The sequence below is a fragment of the Pseudomonas sp. MWU13-2517 genome (assembly GCF_023242545.1).
In the GTDB taxonomy this organism is placed as follows: Bacteria; Pseudomonadota; Gammaproteobacteria; order Pseudomonadales; family Pseudomonadaceae; genus Aquipseudomonas.
On sequence record NZ_JALMFA010000009.1, the window covers coordinates 141418 to 162170 of the forward strand.

Sequence of the window (20753 nt, forward strand, 5' to 3'; positions counted from 1 at the left end):
GGCGCAATGGTGAGGTACGCGCGCGAAGAATTCATGAAGTTTTTTTAAAAATAATCCTCGGCACCGTGCAGATACACATAGGAACACAGGCTTACCCTGGCGAGCGAGCTTGCTTGCGCCAGGCTGCCGGGCAGCCCTTGAAGGTGCATCACCGCTTGGGCGATAACCCCACCGCACAGGCCACCACGGCGGGGTCGCCCACACCGTTCGCGCGCAGGCTGATCGGCGCATGCAGCGTTCGCGTGTCCACCGCTCGCAACACGGGTCGCTCAACCACTGGCGGACTGTATGCCGGGTCGACGATTTCCATGCAGCGGCGCAACGAGTTGAAATCGGGCGATTGCGACAGTGACAAGTGCAGGGTCTGGCTCACTGACACCGACACCATTGAACTCAATGCACACTGCCCGTCATAGATCAGGGTGTGGCGGATCAACGGGTTGTCGTGGCAGTACTTGAGCAGGTTGACCTGGCGCGAATGCACCAGTGCCGTGTTGATGATCAACAGGTCGAACGCCACCCCCACCGAACGTGTCAGCCCCTGCAGTTCTTCGAATGAACTGATGGGAGCAATACGGTAATAACCCAGTTGATTCAGCATTTTCTCGAGCTTGATCCGTTGCAGCAGGTCGGCATCGGCAATCAGAAGGCGCAGCGCTTTGTTAGACATAGGGTAAACCTGACAGTTGGGCATCAACGTTGATCAACGGTGAACACGGTAACGGTCAGTGGCCGGGGATGACTTTAAGGCAATCCTGAAACGGTGAACGGTGGTCAGGGCGCACTTTTAAGAATCGCCTCAAAGCCCTGCCCTCGCCTGGTCTCTACCATGGCCGCCGTCCACAAACGCCCCATGGAACTCACTGTGTTGATGTCACTTTTGCGAATGCTGCTGATCGCCGGCATGTTGCTGGCCCTCGCGCCGCCCGCCCGCGCCGCGCTGAAAATCGAAGGTACGCGCCTGATCTATTTCGGCCAGGACAAGGCGGCCGGCATCAGCGTGGTCAATCAGGCGTCACGGGATGTGGTGGTGCAAACCTGGATCACCGCCGAGGACGAAACCGCCAACCGCGACGTGCCGTTTGCCGCCACCGAGCCGCTGGTCAAACTCGGTCCCGGGGAGCATCACCGGCTGCGAATTCTGTACGCGGGGGCCGGTTTGCCCACCGATCGTGAATCGTTGTTCTGGCTCAACGTCATGGAAGTCCCGCTCAAGCCGGAAGATCCCAACAGCGTGCAATTCGCGATACGCCAACGCCTCAAGCTGTACTACCGACCACCCATGCTTGAAGGCGGCTCGAGCGAAGCGGTGCAGCAGTTGGTATGGCGCCACGACGGACAGAGCATCACCGTGAGTAACCCCAGCGCGTTCCACCTGTCGCTGGTCAATGTGCACACCGACACCCAGGCGCTCAGCGACTATCTGCTGCTCAAGCCCCACGAAAGCAAGACCCTGACCACGCCGGGCGCGTTGCCCAAAGGCACCACCCTCCACTTCACCGAAATCAACGATATCGGTTTGCAGGCGCGCCATCGCGCGGCGCTCAACTGATCCATCGCGGGGTATTGGCACCTATGTCACTCATCAAACGTGTTGTCCCTTTATTGCTCTGCGGCTGCGCTGCGCTGCCCGCCACCAGCTATGCGCTGAGCTGCGTGGAAGATGGCAGCGGTGCGTACGTAGACATCAACCCTCTTGGCACTTCGCTGGCGGTCGCGGCCGACGCGCCGGATGGCACGATCATCTGGGAGTCGGGCCCGCGCTCCACTAATGTGCTGTGCAAGGACGACCGGAACCATGGCCGCGAAGAGGTGTATTTCTACGTCAACCCGGCCAATGTCAGCATCGGCCAGGGCATCCGCGTGGGCATCCGCTACAACAACGTGCCGATCACCCAAAGCACGGGCAAGGTCGGTACCGGTTTCTTCTCGGACCATGGCTGCACCTGGTCCAACTGCAAAGGTTGGGACAAGGCACGCTTTACCCTGAACTTCAGTGTATTCATTGAGAAATATGGCAAGACGCCGCCCAACGGCCAAGCCAGCACCCTGACCCAATACCGTGTATTTCAACTGGACGGTGTACGTGGGCTTAACACCAATCCCAACAGCAACCTCAATTACATCGTCACCGGTATGAACGACATCCGTTTCGTGCCCTGTGCGCCCGAACTCACCATCACCCCCAGCGTGGTCAATTTCCCCACGCCTTCACGTACGGCGCAGGTCGGCGCCGTGGCCAGCAGTGCAAATTTCAACCTGAGTCTGCGCAAAGCCTGCGACACGCCCTACACCGTCAATGCGCGCTTCGCCACCACCCCGGGCGGCGGCAGTGTGATCAATGGCTTGCTGGTGCCAGCCAACAACAGCTCGGTGGGCATCGCGTTATCCCGTGCCGAAAGCGATCAGCGCCTGCCGTTCAATGAATGGTTCACTTTGCAGACGCTGATGGGCTCCGGCCAGGCGCGCAACGATTTCCGCGCGGACCTGAACTGGCGCACCCTGCCGATTCCCGGGGCTTTCGAGGCGGCCGTAGTGGTCGACATGTTTTACAAGTAGCTGGCGACTTTAAGGATCGTCTTATGCCACTGGCAGCGATCTGCCACTACTCTCTGCCGATGCGATTGAAAAGTTATCTGCTCCAGATCAACCCCGTCCTTTCCCGACCCGAAGCAGCCAGAAGGCTGCTTCGTACGTTTGCCACCGTGTTATTGATCGGCATCCTGAGCGGGGTCTATACCTTCCTGCTGTCCACCTTCAACAACGACATCTCCCAGCGACGCGGCTACATGAGCAGCGCCATCGCCGAGGCACACACTTTTTTCACCAATCGCGAGGCCTTGCTCGAAAGCCTCAGCCTGTCGGCCGTGCGCAAACAGGCGCGGATCTACCCGCCCTCCCCGGAAGAAGAACACCTGCAACTGGGCGACATGCCCGGCAACCAGTGGAGCATCTGGCTCACCGCGCGCATGCGCGACTACCTCAAGGCCAAGCAACTCAACCTGCTCTATGTGAACGCCGGTCCCAGCCCACAGGTGATGCGCCTGTACAACTCGACCGCGCAGGCATTGCCTATTTCCAAGTGCATGCTCAACCGCCTGAAGGCCCTGCAACGTAGCAACCCGACCATGCTCGGGGAGCTATGGCTCAGTGACAGGACCGAGCACCACTCGCACCTGTACGTGTTTACCCGGCTGGATGAGCGCGATGTCAATTCAGGTTGGCTCGGCCTGGAGATGGAAAGCCGCGAGGTCTCCTCGGCGCTCAGCGACCAGAGCGCCGGCGAGTTCATGATGCTCAATTCCCAAGGCATGCTGGTATTCACCAACAGTGCCGATACGCGCCTGAGCCAACAACGCCTCAAGCCTGGCGAAGACAGCTTTTTCGGATTTGTGGGCAACGGCTGGTTGCCCGACCACCTGGTGATCCGCAAGCACTTGAAATCCTCCGACTGGCAATTGATGTATTCCATCGATCTGCGTGCGGTAGTCATCGGTCTATGGAAGCAACTGCTCGGTTCATTGTTATTCTGCCTGTTCAGCCTCACGCTGATCTGGCTGGTGATGCGCCGGGTCGACCAGCGCTTCATCATCCCGTCGATCCATCGCATCCAGGCCTTGATCGAGAGCGAAGCCTTTGGCCGCGATGTCATCCAGACCGCGCCGGTCGCCTTGTGTGTACTGCGCCGTACCGACGGCCAGGTGGTGCTGGAGAACACCCTGGCCCAGCAATGGCTGGGCAACGGCCCGGAACGCGAAACCCTGCGCGACGGCTGGATCGAGCAAGCCTTTGCCGGCGAACCTTCCGAACGCAGCGACTACTTTGAAACCGTCGACGGTCGCCACCTGTACCTGAGCAGCGTGCCCACCCGCTACAAAGGCGAAGACGTGCTGTTTTGCGCCTTCAGCGACCTCAGCGCCCGCAAACAGGTCGAGGCCGCGCTGGAAGAAGCCCGGCAATCGGCGGATGCCGCCAATGCTGCGAAAACCCTGTTCCTGGCGACCATGAGTCATGAGATCCGCACGCCCTTATACGGAGTGCTGGGCACCCTGGAACTGTTGGCCCGAACCCAACTGGATACCCAGCAGAAAGACTACCTGCATGCCATCGAAGGCTCGTCCGCCACGCTGCTGCAACTGATCTGCGATGTGCTCGACGTATCGAAGATCGAGGCCGGGCAACTGGCGCTGGAGATGAGTGAGTTCTCACCGTTGGACCTGGTGCACGAAATCATCCAGGGCTACGCCGCGGCCGCCCAGGCTAAAGGCTTGCAGCTGTATGCCTGCCTCGATCCCAAGTTGCCCGAACGGTTGATTGGCGATGTGACGCGTATCCGCCAGATCCTCAACAACCTGCTCAATAATGCGGTGAAATTCACCGATTACGGGCGGGTGGTGCTACGGGTCAAGGTGCTCGGCCGCGACGGCGAGCGCTCCAGTGTGTTGTGGCAAGTCTCGGACACCGGCAAAGGCATCGCCCAGGAAGACCAGGCGATGATTTTCGAGCCGTTTTACCAGAGCGAAGGCAACACTAATGTGGTCGCCGGCACCGGGCTGGGCCTGCCGATCTGCCAGCGCCTGACCGAATTGATGAACGGCTCGCTGCGCATGGTCAGCGAACTGGGCCTGGGCAGCAGCTTCAGCCTTACCCTGCCGCTGGAAGAAGCGCCTACCCTGCCGATGAGTGCATTACTGGCCGACACCATTTATGTCGCCTCCCCCATTCCGGAACTCGCCCACGCCATCAGCGGTTGGCTGCGGCGCTGGGGCGCACGGGCCCAGGCCGGCCTGCCGACCCTGCCCGACCAGAACCTGCTGCTGCAATTGCACCCCGGCAGCGTCGACCCATTGCTGGCACCCGACTGGCCGGGGCCGGTGATCCATGTCAGCAGCAACGCCTGCACCAGCGTGGAAGCCGAGGCCGGCGCGTGGCACGTCAACCTCAACCACCTCGGTGCGATCCATCAGGCAGTCAGCCAGGCCCAGGGGCTGTGGGTGGCCCGCAGCGATGAGCAAACGCGCCAGCGCGATGTCGACGCACTCAACCTGCACCTGTTGGTGGCCGAGGACAACATCATCAACCAACTGATATTGCGCGACCAACTCGAAGAACTCGGCTGCACGGTGGAGCTGGCGGCCGATGGCCAGGAGGCGCTGCAGTTGTACAGCGCCGGGCATTTCGACGTGGTGCTGACCGACGTCAACATGCCCCACATCAACGGTTATGAACTGGCGCGCGAACTGCGCCGCCAGGGCTGCTCGTTGCCGATTATCGGGGCCACCGCCAACGCCATGCGCGGCGAGGCCGACCTGTGCCTGGCCGCCGGCATGAACCACTGCCTGGTCAAACCCTTCGCGTTGCGGGCTCTATTCAATTCCCTGGCGCCTTATGCACGGATCACCCATGAAGCCCCTTAGTATTTTGATTGTCGAGGATCATCCCCTGCAGCACATCTACCTGCAGCACCTGCTCACTGAGTTGGGGGATTTCAGGCTCGAAACCGCCGAGGATGGCAAACAAGCGCTGGAGCGTCTGCGCCAGCGGGATTTCGATTTGGTACTGACCGACCTGCTGATGCCCGGCATGGACGGCGTGCAATTCATCCAGTGCCTGGCCAACCTGCGCTGCAAACCGGCCCTGGCGATCATGAGCGCAGCCTCGCGGCGCATGCTGATGGCGGCCAGCCTGGTGGCGAAAAACCTTGATGTCGAAGTGATCGGGCTGATCTCCAAACCGGTCGCCGTCGAGGCCCTGCGCAGCCTGGTGGAGCAACTCAAGAACAAAATGCACCAGCCCTCTCCCGACTTGACCGAGTACCTGGACATCGACCGTCACACGTTGATCCAGGCCATGGGCAACGGCCAGTTCCAAGCGTGGTTCCAACCGAAAAAATCCCTGGCCAACGGTCGTATTGTTGCCGCCGAAGCCCTGGTGCGCTGGATGCACCCCGAGCAAGGTGTAATGCTGCCGGCTGCGTTCCTGCCGGCGATCAAGGCGTTCGAGCTGGAGGAGCGCCTGTTGTGGGTGGTGCTCAAGCAGGCCATTCACGCCCAGGAGCGTTGGCGCCAGCGCGGTTATGAAATACCGGTGTCGATCAACCTGCCCACACACTTGCTCAACAGTCATGACCTGGCCGACCGCCTGCTGGAGTTCGTGCTGCACTACGATGGCATTCCCGGAATGATTTGCTTCGAGCTGATGGAGTGCTCGGTGCCGCAGGACATCAGTAACTTCTACGCCGGAGCTTGCCGCCTGCGTATCAAGGGCTTCGGACTGTCCCAGGATGATTTCGGCAAAGGCTACAGTTCATACCTCAACCTGGTGTCCACCCCGTTCACCGAACTGAAGATCGACCAGGCCCTGGTCCAGGGCAGCCACGACAACGAAGGCATGGCCCAGGCGCTGGCGAGCATCATCGCGCTGGGCCGCAAACTCGGCCTGACCGTGGTCGCCGAAGGCGTGGAAACACCCCAGCAACTGGCCCTGCTGCGCAAGATCGACTGCAATCAGGTACAAGGCTTCCTGATCTCCCATGCGGTGTCTTCAGACCAATTTCAGCAGCTACTGAACAATGATGGCCCCGCGACATCTCACTAGCTGACGGCCCCGGATCATTTGCCTTTTTAAGGGCTAAGCTCCATCCAGCGCCGATTTATCCAGCGCCTGCGGAAACCCCAGATGAAGCACAACAACGCGATCCTCGAAGCCTTTACCCGTAGCTCTGTACGCCTGAATAAAGGCCTGATGGTGCTGATTGGAATCGCTTTGCTGCTGCTCCTCAGCAACTACTGGTCACTGCAACGGGGAATCGAGACCCGCTACGGCGCCACGCGCTTTCACTTCGCGCGGCTGATGGAAAACTTCGCGGAGCAGCAAACCTACCTCAAGAGCCTGACTCACCCGGGCATACAGGCCGAACTGTTGCGTGCCACTCACGTTCAGGTCAGCCTGAAAAGCCGCATGGTCGACAACCGCCGCACGCTGTACGAAGGCCAGAAGTACTCGTTTTCGGTGCCGTTCAGCGTCAAGTTCGATGAGCAGCAGGTCGGTGTCGCCGCCAGACCGCCGATTTTTGCCTTGGGTGCGCACCTGACCAGCTACTACAGCGCCTTCTGGTCCTCGTCGCCGTACGAGGCGCCGCAAACCTTCCTGCTCAACCGTCAGACAAACTACACCATCACCATTCCGTCCGTGGGTTACCAGCGACGGGAAACTACCGAGGAAACTGGCAACCTGGTGGCGTTGGTCAAGGCCGTGCAAAACACCCTCGCGCAGACGCCGCAGCCGCTGGAGGAAGATCGCGTGTACTGGCAGACCGGACCAGAACCCGGACACCTGCTGGCCTATATCGGCCTGCCACTCGACGGTCAGGGCCAGGCGGTGGTGGGCACCTTGCTCGACCTGGCGCAGGTCGACGACGTGCAGCGTGCCCTGGATCACTCGGCATTTGATCGCTTCACCCTGATTGCACCCGACGGCAACCGATTGATCGGACCCGCGACACTGGCGCCACTCAGTGATGGCGTGCACTTCACCGCCCAGGGCTTCGAATTCAAGATTACCCAGGCCGGCGACCAGCCCTGGAGCGCGGTCTACGGCCTGGATTACTCGCACTTCTTCCATTCCGCCGTATGGCCGCTGAGTACGCTTACGCTACTGCTGGCCAGTTTGATCACCCTGGGTTGGGCCGGCAGCCGTTGGTATCGGCGCCAGGTAATCACGCCGGCGCGCCTGGCCCATGAACACATTGCCGAAAGCGTGGCATTCAGCCGCGTTGTCATCGACACCGCCCCCACCGGCCTGTGTGTGGTGCGGCGCAGCGACGGCAAGGTATTGATCGAAAACCAGCGTGCCCAGCAATGGCCAGGCAGCGCTCGCCTGGTGGCGGCCATGGCCGGTCAACATGAGCATGCCGAGAACGGCGAGACGCATCTGGAGATCGAAGGCCGGCACCTGCAAATCGGCTTCGTGTCGACCCGCTACCAGGCGGAAAACGTGCGGTTGTACGCGTTCAACGACATCACTCGGCATGTCGAAGATGCCCAGGCGCTGGAAGAGGCGCGCCACGCTGCCGATACCGCCAACAAGGCCAAGACGCTGTTCCTGGCGACCATGAGCCATGAAATCCGCACACCGCTGTATGGCGTCCTCGGCACCCTGGAATTGCTCGGCCTGACGGACCTGAACCCGCACCAGCAAACCTACCTGCACACCATCCAGCGCTCGTCCGCCACGCTCTTTCAACTGATCAGCGATGTGCTGGATGTATCGAAGATCGAGTCCGGGCAAATGGTGATAGAAGCCATGGATTTCTGCCCACTGGACATACTCGAAGATACGCTGCACACCTATGCCGCATCCGCCCAACGCAAAGGGTTGCAGCTGTACAGCTGCATCGACCCGCAGTTGCCGGACGGCGTAATAGGCGACCCGATACGCATTCGCCAGATCCTCAACAACCTGGTGAGCAATGCCATCAAGTTCACCGACTCCGGACGTGTAGTCATTCGTGCCCGAGTGACAGGGCGCGATGCCGACAACGTCGACCTTGAATGGCAAGTCGCCGACTCCGGCGTCGGTATTCCCGAGGCACAGCAGGCCAAACTGTTCGATCTGTTCTACCAGGCGCCGGATACGGCCTGCGAAGGTGGCGCAGGCCTGGGGCTGCCTATATGCCGGTGGCTGGCGCAGATGATGCAGGGTGAAATCAGGGTGGTCAGCGAGCCGGGCCTGGGCAGCAGTTTCACCTTGAAGATGCGCCTGCCACTGTGCGGCGGCACGCTGACCAACCTGCCACTGATCGAACCGAGCTCGACGCCGGTGTATGTGCAGGCACCGGTACTTGAGCTGGCGCAGGCAACGAGCGACTGGCTCAATCGCCTGGGCATTGCCGCGGTTCTGGCAGCGACCGCACAGGAAAAACACCACCACCACGCGGTATTGGTCGACCTGCTGCCCAACGAGCCCTTGCACCCCTGGCCCGGCCAGCGTGTGCTCTGCCTGCCAGGTGCGCACAGCCCGCCGCTGTACACGGCGCAAGGTTGGGTGGTGGATATGCACGACGTGCGTACGCTCGCCGCCACCGTGTCACTGGCGCAGCACGGCAAGCATGAACAACTGGCGGCGGCACAGCCACAAAGCGCGGGGCAATTGGGGTTGCGCATCCTGGTGGCCGAGGACAACCCGGTCAACCAGGCGATCATCAAGGAACAGCTTGAGGCGCTTGGTTGCTCGGTGACCCTGGCCGCCAACGGCGAGCAGGCGCTGCAACTGTGGCAACCGCAGGTCTTTGACCTGGTGCTGACTGACGTGAATATGCCGTTGATGAACGGCTATGAACTGGCCAGGGCGCTCCGTGAGCATGACCCGCACTTGCCGATCCTCGGCGTGACCGCCAATGCAATGCGCGAGGAAGGCATGCGCTGCCTGGCGGTGGGCATGAACGCCTGGATCGTCAAACCCCTGAGCTTGCAAACCTTGCGCGCCCAGTTGATCAAGTGGTGCCGGGTCAAGCCGCCGCCGGAGCCTGTAGCCGAGGTTTTCGATGACGGCGTGCAACTGTCGGACAAGATGCGCGCGCTGTTCATCAGCACTGTGCAGCAAGACCTGCGGCGCATCGGCGCAGCGCTGGAACAACGCGATGCCCACAGCCTCGGGCACCACCTGCACTCAGTCGCCGGCGCCCTGGGCGCCGTGCAGGCAGTGGCGCTGTCCCAGGCCTGCATCGAACTGGAAAGCGCACTCAACAGCAGCAGCCTCAACACCGCACTGGTACTCAAGGTGAAGGCTGTCATGCAGCGAATGTCGGCCATTCTGGAGACACTCCAGCCTGGGCACACTTCACTCACTTGAACTGGCATTACGGACGGCCCCTTATGAAAACATTCAACGTGGTTATCGCGGACGATCACCCGATCGTGCTGCTCGGTGTACGCGAATTGGTGGAGCGCGATACGCGCTTTGCGGTCGTGGGCGAGGCCGTCTGTTCGGCGGGCTTGATCGAGTTGCTGCAACACCAGGTAGTCGACATTGTGATCACCGATTACAACATGCCGGGCGACTCGCCCTACGGCGACGGCCTGAAGCTGGTGGAGTACCTGAAACGGCACTTTCCTCAGGTACAAGTCCTGATCCTGACGATGATTTCCAATCAGCTGATTCTCACCCGCCTGCAGGAGCTGGGAGTGGTCGGCATCATCCAGAAGAGCCAACTGCATACCGAGATCCAACTGGCGCTCAAGGCGATTGCCCAACAAGGCACCTATCACAGCCTGGAGCCGGCCAAGACGTCGGTGATCGAAACGCTGACGGCCATCGACGAGCGCTTTTCCACCTTGTCACCCAAAGAGTTTGAAATCCTGCGCTTATTTATTTCCGGGATGAGCGTAAGTGATATTGCGCGCTGCCAGAATCGAAGTTCTAAAACCATCAGCGCGCAAAAGATTTCAGCCATGCGAAAACTTGAAGTCAGCAGTGACCAAGACCTGTTGGCTTATTGCCTGGCGCGCAACATTTTCAACTAACGAACAACTTGCAAGCCATTCCTGGACAATGGCTTCGCCCCTTATTTACTGGCCTGAAACCCAATCAACCAGCGCAGCCTCCCCGCTTTTTGAGCCGCTTATAAGAATCGTCTTATTTTCCCGCCTGCCGCCGCCCACTACTCTTTCCTGGCAGTTCAACAACAGTATTTCCCAACTAACACTTACGGACATCATCATGAAGAAGTTTTCCCTGGCTGTTATCGCCTCGGCCATTATCGCCGCTTCCGGCAGTGCGTTCGCCGAAGACCCGGTAACGCCCACTCCAACCCTGGGTGGCAGCGGCAAAATCACCTTCACCGGCGTCATCAACAACGACGCGTGCTCGGTAGACGGTGCCAACTCCGACCGCACCATCTCGGTCGATATGGGCAACGTTTCGATCAAGGACATGGGCACCGCAGAAAACCCGGCCGCCGGCCGCGTAACCGCTAAAGACTTCAACCTGAACGTCAACTGCAACAAAGGCACCAAGGTGGCGATGATCTTTGACGCGAACAACGGCGGTTCGGGCCTGGTCACCGGCAAGAAGGTCCTGGCGCTGAACGCCGGTTCCGCATCGGCGAAAAACGTCGGTATCGCCCTACTCGACAGCAACGGTGCACTGATCGACCTCAGCTCGCCGTCCACCGCGCGCATTGAAAGCACCATCCACGGCCAGGGTACTGAAGGCGGCGACGCCACCTTGAGCTTCGCGGCCGCCTACGTCACCACCGCAGCCGCCGGCTCCGCCGTTGCCGGTCGTGGTGATGCGACCCTGCCGTTCATCCTGCAATACGAATAATCGGCGCACGAGCACCGAACGCGCGGGGCCCTGCGGCCTCGCCATTTTTCTTTCTGATCACACTGGAAACCCTCATGCTGCCTCGTTCGATTGCCGCATGCCTGGGGCTGCTGGGCATGCTTTTGGCGACCCAGGCCAGCGCCAGCATTTCACTGAATGCCACCCGTATCGTGTTCGATGGCGACCACAAGGAAGCCAACATCACCGTGCGCAACGGCAACCAGGACGTGTTGGTGCAATCCTGGGTCGACATGAATGACGCCAGCGCCAGCCGCGCGCCCTTCGCCGTCACGCCGCCCCTGGCCCGCGTGTTTGCCAAGGAGCAGCAACTGCTGCGAATTCTGTATGAAGGCACGGGCATGCCCACGGACCGTGAGTCGGTGGTGTGGCTCAACGTACAGGAAATCCCCAAGGCCAGTGACGCCGAGAACACCTTGCAGTTGGCCATCCGCCAACGCATCAAGATTTTTTACCGCCCTGCCGGCCTGCCCGGCAGCGCCTTGCAGGCCCCGGCACAGCTTGAGTGGGCATTGGTCCGCCACGGTGCGCAGACGCTGTTGAGCGTGAAAAACCCGACGCTGTATCACGTGTCGATGGCCGACATCAAAGTGCAGGCGCAACTGGCGAGTGACTCCACCATGATCGCGCCCGGTGAGCACAAGCAATTTCCGCTCAGTGCCCTGCCCACCAGCGGCCCGGTGCAGTTGTCGTTCTATAGCATCAACGACTACGGCGCGCAGAGTCACTACACCGCGCCCCTGTCCAGCGGCGTTTCGGCCCCCGCACGCGCCACTGAATCACGTCTGGCCCCTTAAGCATTTTCTCTAACCCCCGGGCGAACGTGGGGCGCGTATCTACGTGCCCGCCTGTTCGCTGAGGAGGGATGTCAAAGGTCTTCGCATGTCTTCTCTTTCCAGCAACAGGCCCGCGCGTTACGCGCTGAGGCTCAAGACACTGTCGCTGGCGATTGCCGCCAGCCTGCCGGCCTGGGCGATGGCCGATGAAGCCGGCGAAGCGTTCAACACCACGTTCTTGCAAGGTGGGCAGGCGGTCGACCTGCAGCAATTGCTCGCGGCCAACAGTGTGCTAGCCGGCAATTACCGGGTGGACCTGTACAGCAACGAAGTGCTGGTGGGCCGGCGCGATATCGACTTCCTGCGCAACCCGAAAAATGGCCAGGTCGAAGCCTGCCTGACTCTCGACCTGCTCAAGCAACTGGGCATCGACATGGCCCGCTTGCAGGCCCAGGGCAAAATCGACCCCGAGCATCCCGCGCCCTGCTATTCACTGCCTCAGTTGATCGAAGACGCCAGCGTGCGGTATGACAGCAGCCGCCTGCGCCTGATGGCGAGCATTCCACAAATAGCCCTGCAACGCGGCCGGCGCGGCTATGTCGACCCGCAGTTGTGGGACGACGGCGTGCCGGCCGCGTTCATCAACTATCAACTCAACAGCAGCCGCACGGCCGGCGACTATAAAACCCGTGTCGCCAATAACCTGGGCTTGCGCAACGGCATCAACCTGGGCGCCTGGCGCCTGCGCAACGAGTCCAACTTCAGTGGCGGCACCGCCCGCGCGAACACCTTCACCAGCAACCGAACCTACGTGCAGCATGACGTGACGGCGATCAAGGGCCAGTTCAGTGCCGGTGAGATTTTCTCCGACACCGACCTGTTCGACAGCGTGCGCTATCGCGGTGTGAAGCTGGCCTCGGACGAAGGCATGCGCGCCGACAGCGAGCGCGGCTATGCGCCGGTGATCCGTGGCGTGGCGCAGACCAACGCGACGGTGGAGATCCGCCAGAACGACTACATCCTCTACACCGCAAACGTCGCGCCGGGCCCGTTCGAGATCAACGACATCTACCCCAGCGGTTCCAACGGTGATTTGCAGATCACCGTGATCGAAGCCGACGGCAGCCGCCGCGTGACGACGCAGGCGTTTTCCAGCCTGCCGATCATGGTGCGTGAAGGCCAGGTCAAGTACAGCGTCTCGGCGGGCACGTTCAAGAGCAATGCCGAAGGCCTGGCCACCCCACGGTTTTTCAGCAGCACCCTGGCGTACGGCTTGACCAGCAGCCTGAGCGGTATCGTCGGCGTGCAGGCCAGTGAGGCGTACAATGCGCTGTCCCTCGGCGCCGGTAAAAACACAGCGCTGGGCGCGGTGTCGCTGGATGTCACGCACTCGTCGAGCAAGGCCCGCGGACAGACCACCCAGGGCAACAGCATCCGTGCGCTGTATGCCAAGACCTTTGCCGGCACCGACACCAACTTCACCCTGGCGGCGTACCGCTACTCCACCGAGGGCTACCGCAGCTTCGCCGACCATGTCGAAGACATCAGCGAAGGCGCCCGTGTGCGCACCGGCAACTCCAAGACCCGCACCGACCTGACCATCAACCAGAGCATCGGGCGTAACCGCGAGTACGGCAGCCTGTATATGAACGCCAGCGATCAGCGCTATTGGAACCGGGGTGGCTCGCAGAGTTTTTCCGCCGGCTACACCAGTAACTGGGGCGATGTGACGTACAACCTCGGTGTAACGCGTACCAAGCAAATCGTCACCTGGGGCGAACCCAGCGATGACACCCAGGTGAACCTGTCCATCTCCTTCCCACTGGGCAGCCAACCGCGTGCGCCACGAGCGTTTGCCACCACCAGCAGCAACCACGGCGACACCACCACCCAAGCCGGTATCAACGGCTACGTCGCCGATACCAGCGACACCTTTTATTCGGTGCAAGCCGGCCACAGCGACACCAGTGGCGATTCGGGCTCGGTGAATATCAACAGCCGGACCTCGGTGGCGGACGTCAGCCTGGGTTATAGCCAGGGCCAGGGCTACAACTCGCAGAACCTCAACCTCGCGGGCTCCGTGGTGGCTCATGCGGGTGGCATCAACCTGGGGCAGACCGTCAGTGAAACCTTCGCACTTGCCGAAGTACCCGGTATCAGCGGGGCAAAAATCGGCAGCTACAGCGGCGTCGAAACCGGCTACAACGGCTATGCGGTGATCCCCACGGCCCAACCCTATCGGGTGAACTGGGTCAGCCTGGACACCCGCGACCTGGGCGGCGACGTAGAAATCACCAATGCCACCCAACAACTGGTGCCGCGCCGTGGCGCCATCGTGGTAGCGCATTACAGTGGCACCACCGGGCGGCGCGTGTTGTTCGAGTTGTTCGATGCCCAGCATCAGCCGTTATCGTTCGGCGCCTCGCTGGAAGATGCCCAAGGCAAGCAACTGGCGATCGCAGACCCGAACGGCAACGCCCTGGCATTGGTGGAGCAGGATCAAGGCACCTTGGTCATCAAGTGGGGCGAGCAGCATTGCAGTGCGAGCTACACGCTGCCACCCCGGAACAAGGCGCTGAACTACGAACGCCAGGCACTGGTGTGCAAGCCCGCACAATGATCCGTTTTCGCCAGGCCGATGGCGCAAGCCTGTGTTCGGCCAGCGTGATTCGACGGGGCGCCCAAGCTCAAAGCCAGTCCCCAAGCAGATCAGGAACAGACTGAATTGAGCTGATGCGTGAAGCAACCTGTGGCAGCGGCGCCGACAATCAATGAGTTCGTGCGCTCTTCTCCACCACACACATTGGCGTACCCGCCACCGGCTCATCGACGATCTGCACGTGCACATCAAACACCCGCCGCATCAACTCGGCACTGATCACCGCCGCGGGCGCACCGTCGGCCACCAACCTGCCGCCGTGCATCACTGCCAGATGATCGGCATAGCGACACGCCTGGTTGATGTCGTGCAGCACGGTGATGACGGTCTTGCCTTCGGCAGCCAGCTCGCCCATCAAGTCCAACAGTTCAACCTGATGGCTGATGTCCAGGTACGTGGTGGGTTCGTCGAGAAGCACCACCGGTGCGTTCTGTGCCAGCACCATGGCCAACCACGCACGTTGGCGTTGACCGCCGGACAGGTCCGCCAAGGCACGCTCGGCCAGGGTATCCAGTTCCAGGCGTTGCAGGGCTTGGCTCACATGGGATTGGTCGTTGCCGCTCAGGCGCCCCCACAACGAGTTGTGCGGGCTGCGACCGTAGGCAACCAGCTGGCGCACACTCACACCCTCCGGCACGGGCAACACTTGCGGCAGGAACGCGATCTGCTGCGCCAGTTGCCGAGCGGACAAGCTGGCGTAGGCTTGCCCCTGCAGGGTCAGCGCGCCATGGGTTGGCTTGAGGATACGGGCGAACGCTTTGAGCAAGGTGGACTTGCCGCAGCCGTTAGGGCCGATCAACGCAGTGACCTTTCCCGCCGGCGGCGCGAACGACAACCCCTGCACGATGCGCGTCGCGCCATAACCGATATCGAGCTGGTGTGCGTGCAGAATACTCATGTGATCAGCCCTTGAACCGTGCCAGTAACCAAAGAAAATAGGGCGCGCCGATCACTGCCGTGAGCACCCCTGCCGGGATTTCGCTGGGTGCGATCAACGTGCGCCCGAGGGTATCGGCGAGCACCAGCAACAACGCACCGATCAGCATCGCGGCCGGCATCAGGTAGTGGTGATGCCCACCCACCAGGCGCCGGGCCATATGGGGCGCCACCAGCCCGATGAAACCGATCGGCCCTATCACGCCCACGCCCAGGCTGGTGAGCATCACTGCGCAGGCCATCGCCACCCAGCGCGTGCGGCGCAGTGCGGTGCCCAGGCTATGCGCAGCCTCATCACCGAGCGCGATCAGGTTCAGTGGCTTGGCCAGGCACAGCCCGATTGGGATCAATACGAGGAACGGCAGTACCAACGCCACATGGTGCCAGTTCCGACTCCACAGGCTGCCGGTGAGCGCGAGCAACGCGGTGTTGATATCCAGCGGGTGGGACAGGATCAGGAATTCGGTGATGCTGGACAAGGTCACCGCAATCGCCACTCCGGACAACGCAAAGCGTACCCCGGAAAAATTCACCCCCGTGTTGTACAGCGCCAACAGCAGCGCTCCGCCGGCCCCGCCCAGGCACGCCACCAGTGGCAGCCAGGCAATCGGCAATTGCGGCCAGGTGATGATCGCCACGGTGAGCGCCAACCCCGCGCCTTGGGTAACCCCAAGAATTTCCGGCGAGGCCAAAGGGTTGCGGATCACGCCTTGCACAATCGCCCCTGCCAGGCCGAAGGCACACCCGGCGAGGATCGCGATCAGGCTGCGAGGCAGGCGGTGGTTCCACACTTCAAAATCGAGGGCGTCGTGGGCCAACAGGCGCTCAAACACAGTGTCGGGCGTGAGCCACGAAGTGCCGGCGCTGAGGCTGACAAACGCCACCAGCAGCAACAGGCCCGATAACAGCCCAAGGCGAAAACGTGGCCGAATCATAGGGCGCGCCTGGCGAGAAAGAGAAAGAATGGCGCGCCGATCAGTGCAGTGACCACACCGGCCGGGGTTTCCACCGGGAACGCCACGGCGCGACTGAGCAAGTCGGCGCCCAGCACAATCACGGCGCCCAAGGCGGCACTCAGCGGGATCAGCCAGCGATAATCGTTACCGAGAAACTGCCGGACGATATTGGGCGCAATCAGCCCGACAAAGCCGATGGGGCCGACCGCACAGACGCTGGCGCCCACCAACAGCAAACTGGCGACGAAGACCTGCAGGCGCAGGCTGGCAATACCCACGCCCAGCGAACGGGCGGCATCTTCGCCCAGGTTGATCAGGTTCAAGCGTGGCGCGCACCACAGCGCCCACAGGCCGCCGACCAAGGTGCAAGGCCAGAGCAGTTGCACCTGTGCGGCACCGGTGTTGGCCAGGGAACCGGCCAGCCAGTTAAGGACACTTTGCGCCTGGGCTTCCACCAGGATCACCGTGAGCCGGGTCAAGGCCGCGCACAACGCCGCCACGGCCACGCCGGCCAGCACCAGGCGGCCTTGGGACGTGGCGGGTGACCACGCGCCGCCGAGGCTGAACACGGTGACCCAAGCCAGCGCGCCCCCCACGCAAGTCATCAACAAGGCGCCCCCTGCAAAGGGTGGTGCCACCAGCCCGGTGGAAAACAACGCCAGGCCCAGGGCTGCCCCCGCCGTCACACCGAACAAAGACGGCGAGGCCAGGCGGTTGCGCGTGATGCCTTGCATCAATGCGCCCGCCAAGCCCAGGCACGCGCCCACCAAAGCCGCACACACCGCACGGGGCACCCGCAGTTGGGCGACGATGTAAGCCATATTCCCGCCCTGATGGCCCTGGTGCACCAGGCCATTCCACGCATCGGCCGCGGTAATTACAAACGGCGACCAGCTATACAGCGACAGCCAGAACAACCAGGCCCCCGACAGCACGATGCCGACGGCGGCTAAACGGCGCTGCACGGTTATTGACTCAGTACGGCTTTGCCGCCCTTGAGAATCGCCAGGGCGTCTTCTGCGATCTGCTCCGAGGCCAACACACCTCGATTGCGCGCCCAACTGTCCCCGTCCACTTCGGCCACATGCTGGTTGCGCACTGCGCCAAGCACTTGCCACAGCGGCTGCTTGCTCCAGGCGTCAACGATGCTCGGGCGGCGGTAGTGGCCGACCAGCAACCAGCCGGGGTCGAGCGCGAGCAGTTGTTCCAGGCTGACGAATTCGGTAGGGGCGGCCTTGGCGCGTACCGACGGTACTTTCAGGCCGATGGCCTCGAGCACGCTGCCGGCGTAGGAGTCCGGACCGTGCACGGAAAAACTGTCTTCGCGCGCGACGCCGAACAGCACACTGGCACCGGCGGGGATCTGCTGTGCGATCGCCTTCAGGTGTTCACGGTTCTGCGCAATGCGCGCTTCCATCTGCGGGCTCTTGCCCAACGCCTTGCCGATCAGTTCGGCGGACTTGAGGCTGCCCTGGTAATCCTCGCCACGCGACGGCAGCAGCAAGGTGGGTGCGATGCTGGAAAGGTCGCTATACAGTGCCTGGTGGCGGTTCAGGTCCGCGACGATCAGGTCTGGCTTGAGCCGAGCGATTTCCTCGATGCTCGGCTGCGAGCGCAAGCCCACGGATGTCCACTGGCCGATAGCCTTGCGTACCTTGGGCAACACGCGGTTCGCGTCGCCATCATCCGCCGCCCCTACGGGCGTGACGTCTACTGCCGCAAGGCTGTCGAGAAAGGAAAACTCCAGCACCACCACGCGCTTGGGCGCATCCGGCAGGTGCACGGCGTGCTGGCCGTCGTTGAGGTCGATGGGGGCGGCGCATAACACACTTGAAGAGAATGCCAGGACAAAGGCGGCAAGGGTCGGAATGGAGCGCAGTATTCGCATGAACAACCTCGGCGTTGAAACACCCCAGCTAGGCAGGCTGGGGAAAACGGCGGGTACTATTCCATAACGGCGCGACGCAATCAAAAAACATTCTTATTAACACCACTCCAGCCAAGCACGACACGGGGGGACGCGATCGACGGCATTTCAGTAACCTGCATCGGATGAAAGCCCGGCAGAACTGGACGCCGCGCCCTGAAGCGGTGCATATCGAGTCCCCAAGCGGCGCATTGATGGCGTACTGTCCTAAACCGGGCTCAACGGTGAGACAATCCTGGCGTGCTCTGTACGTACCGCACGCAGGCTTTTCTCCGACTACGTTTACGCCACAGACTCACAGCGCTTCGACGGATAATTTCGGCGGTGGTTGGCATTTTTGCATCCGCAGAATGCTAAGAATGGGTGATGCCATGAAAGTTGTTAAATCGCTCTACTTCCAGATTCTCTGCGCCGTGATACTGGGCAGCGTGGTCGGGCACTTCTGGGCTCAGCAGGCCATTGCACTCAAACCGCTGGGTGATGCATTCATCAAGCTGATCAAGATGATGACTGCGCCCGTGGTGTTTTGCACCATCGTCACTGGCATCGCCGGGATGAGCGACAAGCGCTCCCTCGCGCGCCTGCTCAGCAAGACCATGCTGTTGTTCTTCGGCTTGACGGTGATCAGCCTGTTGATTGGCCTGGTGGCGGTGTACCTGCTCCAGCCCGGCGCGGGCATGAACATCGATCCCAGCCAACTGAGTACCAAAGGCCTGGCCCAATATACCGAGCCGGCCGCAAAGCTTGGGGTGGTGGAGTTTTTCATGCACATCATCCCAGAGACTTATATCGGTGCCTTCAGCAAGGAAGAAGTGCTGCCGGTGCTGTTTATTGCGGTGTTGACCGGCTTCGCCTTGTCGTCACTGGGCGAGCGCGGCAAACCGATGCTCGACCTGCTCGAGTCCGCCTCGCAGGTGGTCTTCAAGATCTTTGCGTACCTGATGCGTTTTGCTCCGGTCGGCGCCTTCGGGGCGTTGGCGTTCACCGTCGGCCAGTACGGCATCACCTCGCTGGGCTCTCTGGCGAAGCTGATCATGACCTTGTACATCGCCTGCGGTTTTTTCGTGTTCGTGGTACTGGGCAGCATTTGCCGCGCCAACGGTTTCAGCCTGTGGAAACTGCTGCGCTACTGCCGCGAAGAGTTCCTGGTGGTGCTCGGCACGTCCTCTACGGAGTCCGTCATGCCGCGCATGCTGGAGAAACTCGAGGCGCTGGGTTGTAAAAAAGGGTTCGTGGGCCTGGTACTGCCAGCCGGCTACTCGTTCAACCTGGATGGCACCGCGATCTACTTGTCGTTGGCGGCGATGTTCATTGCCCAGGCGTGCAACATCGAGCTGAGCCTGACGCAGATCATCACCATGCTGGCAATCATGCTGCTGTCCTCCAAGGGCGCCGCCGGCGTCACCGGCAGTGGGTTCGTGGCACTGGCCTCGACCCTGACGGTCATCCACGACATCCCGGTGGCCGGCCTGGCGCTGCTGATCGGCGTAGACCGCTTCATGTCGGAAGCGCGGGCCCTGACCAGCCTGGCCAGCAATGCCGTCGCGACGGTGGTGATTTCGCTATCGGAAAATGCCTGCCATCGCGAAACGCTGCACCGGATGCTCGACGCCAAACCCTCGGCGACGCAGGCAGAAGCCTGGGACGACCTGAAAGCCTCCAAGCGCACTTAGCAAATACGCGCGGCACGGCGCCAAGCAGGACCGTGGGCAGGCGCCTGGATCATGCGGTGCGCGCGGCAATCGCCTCCACTTCCACCAACGCGCCGGGCAATGGCAAGGCCACCACTTGCAACGCGGTGCGCGCCGGTTTCTCGGGCTGCTGCGGCGTGCCGAAGAACTGCGTATAGCCGCGCTGCAACCCGGCGAAATCGAGCTTGCCGGCGGTCTCCTCGGCGCCCACCAGAAATACGCGCAACTGAACAATATCGCCCAGGTCCAGGTCGTGTTGGCGCAGGATCCGGCGGATTTTATTGAACACCGAAACCGTCTGTATTTCAGTGTTGCCGTAGACGCCTGGAACGTTAGGATCGACGAGGTCCGGCAAGGTGCCACTGACAAAAACCAGGCTCGCTGAAGCCGGTACGGTGACGGTCTGCGAAATAGGGAATTCGCCGAGGCTGGTGCGTTGAATGCTGTCGCTCATGGTATTGCTCC

At 61.6% G+C, this 20753-nt stretch carries 16 protein-coding genes and 1 pseudogene; 11 read left to right on the forward strand and 6 right to left on the reverse strand.

The window, feature by feature from the left end:
* Positions 1 to 148 precede the first annotated feature (148 nt).
* Positions 149 to 670, reverse strand: a complete 522-nt coding sequence (locus tag M5B97_RS15000) for a chemotaxis protein CheY (RefSeq protein WP_123716925.1) — start codon at positions 668 to 670, stop codon at positions 149 to 151.
* Positions 671 to 871: 201 nt separating this feature from the next.
* Here M5B97_RS15000 and M5B97_RS15005 point away from each other — a divergent pair, with 201 nt between their 5' ends.
* The 9 genes from M5B97_RS15005 (at position 872) to M5B97_RS15045 (ending at position 14739) form a co-directional block, all read left to right on the forward strand.
* Complete coding sequence (locus tag M5B97_RS15005) at positions 872 to 1552, forward strand: molecular chaperone (RefSeq protein ID WP_248731896.1); 681 nt, start codon at positions 872 to 874, stop codon at positions 1550 to 1552.
* Between the two features lie 23 nt (positions 1553 to 1575).
* Positions 1576 to 2559 carry a fimbrial protein gene (locus M5B97_RS15010; RefSeq protein WP_248731897.1) on the forward strand — a complete coding sequence of 328 codons (984 nt, stop codon included), beginning with the start codon at positions 1576 to 1578 and terminating at the stop codon, positions 2557 to 2559.
* Between the two features lie 59 nt (positions 2560 to 2618).
* Complete coding sequence (locus M5B97_RS15015) at positions 2619 to 5417, forward strand: ATP-binding protein (RefSeq protein ID WP_248731960.1); 2799 nt, start codon at positions 2619 to 2621, stop codon at positions 5415 to 5417.
* Complete coding sequence (locus M5B97_RS15020; RefSeq protein ID WP_123716923.1) at positions 5404 to 6597, forward strand: EAL domain-containing protein; 1194 nt, start codon at positions 5404 to 5406, stop codon at positions 6595 to 6597. The genes M5B97_RS15015 and M5B97_RS15020 overlap by 14 nt, the downstream gene beginning before the upstream one ends.
* Before the next feature lie 81 nt (positions 6598 to 6678).
* Positions 6679 to 9852 (forward strand): hybrid sensor histidine kinase/response regulator, encoded by a 3174-nt coding sequence (locus tag M5B97_RS15025; RefSeq protein WP_248731898.1) that lies wholly within the window; start codon positions 6679 to 6681, stop codon positions 9850 to 9852.
* 23 nt (positions 9853 to 9875) lie between these two features.
* Positions 9876 to 10523 (forward strand): response regulator, encoded by a 648-nt coding sequence (locus M5B97_RS15030; RefSeq protein ID WP_248731899.1) that lies wholly within the window; start codon positions 9876 to 9878, stop codon positions 10521 to 10523.
* A 196-nt stretch (positions 10524 to 10719) separates the two neighbouring features.
* Complete coding sequence (locus M5B97_RS15035) at positions 10720 to 11325, forward strand: fimbrial protein (protein ID WP_123716920.1); 606 nt, start codon at positions 10720 to 10722, stop codon at positions 11323 to 11325.
* Between the two features lie 74 nt (positions 11326 to 11399).
* A complete protein-coding gene (locus M5B97_RS15040) occupies positions 11400 to 12140 on the forward strand; it encodes a molecular chaperone (RefSeq protein ID WP_248731900.1) in 741 nt (246 codons plus the stop codon).
* Between the two features lie 85 nt (positions 12141 to 12225).
* Positions 12226 to 14739: a fimbria/pilus outer membrane usher protein gene (locus M5B97_RS15045; protein WP_248731901.1), complete on the forward strand. Its 2514-nt coding sequence runs from the start codon at positions 12226 to 12228 to the stop codon at positions 14737 to 14739.
* Positions 14740 to 14887: 148 nt separating this feature from the next.
* Here M5B97_RS15045 and fecE read toward each other — a convergent pair whose 3' ends face one another.
* Genes fecE through M5B97_RS15065 form a run of 4 tightly spaced genes read right to left on the reverse strand, consistent with a single transcriptional unit; the run spans position 14888 to position 18552 of the window.
* Entirely contained in the window at positions 14888 to 15676 is a 789-nt protein-coding gene (gene fecE, locus M5B97_RS15050) for a Fe(3+) dicitrate ABC transporter ATP-binding protein FecE (protein WP_248731902.1), read from the reverse strand.
* Positions 15677 to 15680: 4 nt separating this feature from the next.
* Positions 15681 to 16649 (reverse strand): iron chelate uptake ABC transporter family permease subunit, encoded by a 969-nt coding sequence (locus M5B97_RS15055; protein WP_248731903.1) that lies wholly within the window; start codon positions 16647 to 16649, stop codon positions 15681 to 15683.
* On the reverse strand, positions 16646 to 17635 hold the full coding sequence (gene fecC, locus M5B97_RS15060; protein ID WP_248731904.1) for an iron-dicitrate ABC transporter permease FecC: 990 nt from the start codon (positions 17633 to 17635) through the stop codon (positions 16646 to 16648). Before fecC ends, M5B97_RS15055 begins: the two co-directional genes overlap by 4 nt.
* Before the next feature lie 2 nt (positions 17636 to 17637).
* Positions 17638 to 18552: a Fe(3+) dicitrate ABC transporter substrate-binding protein FecB gene (locus M5B97_RS15065; protein ID WP_248731961.1), complete on the reverse strand. Its 915-nt coding sequence runs from the start codon at positions 18550 to 18552 to the stop codon at positions 17638 to 17640.
* 194 nt (positions 18553 to 18746) lie between these two features.
* On the opposite strand from M5B97_RS15065, the pseudogene M5B97_RS27720 reads away from it, so the two are divergent.
* Both M5B97_RS27720 and dctA read left to right on the forward strand, forming a co-directional pair.
* Positions 18747 to 18913, forward strand: a pseudogene (locus M5B97_RS27720) (4-oxalomesaconate tautomerase); the annotation flags it as partial.
* 43 nt (positions 18914 to 18956) lie between these two features.
* Positions 18957 to 20270 carry a C4-dicarboxylate transporter DctA gene (dctA, locus tag M5B97_RS15075; RefSeq protein ID WP_248731905.1) on the forward strand — a complete coding sequence of 438 codons (1314 nt, stop codon included), beginning with the start codon at positions 18957 to 18959 and terminating at the stop codon, positions 20268 to 20270.
* Between the two features lie 49 nt (positions 20271 to 20319).
* Here the strand turns inward: dctA and M5B97_RS15080 are convergent, their stop codons facing one another.
* Entirely contained in the window at positions 20320 to 20742 is a 423-nt protein-coding gene (locus M5B97_RS15080; RefSeq protein ID WP_123716912.1) for a RidA family protein, read from the reverse strand.
* Positions 20743 to 20753 lie beyond the last annotated feature (11 nt).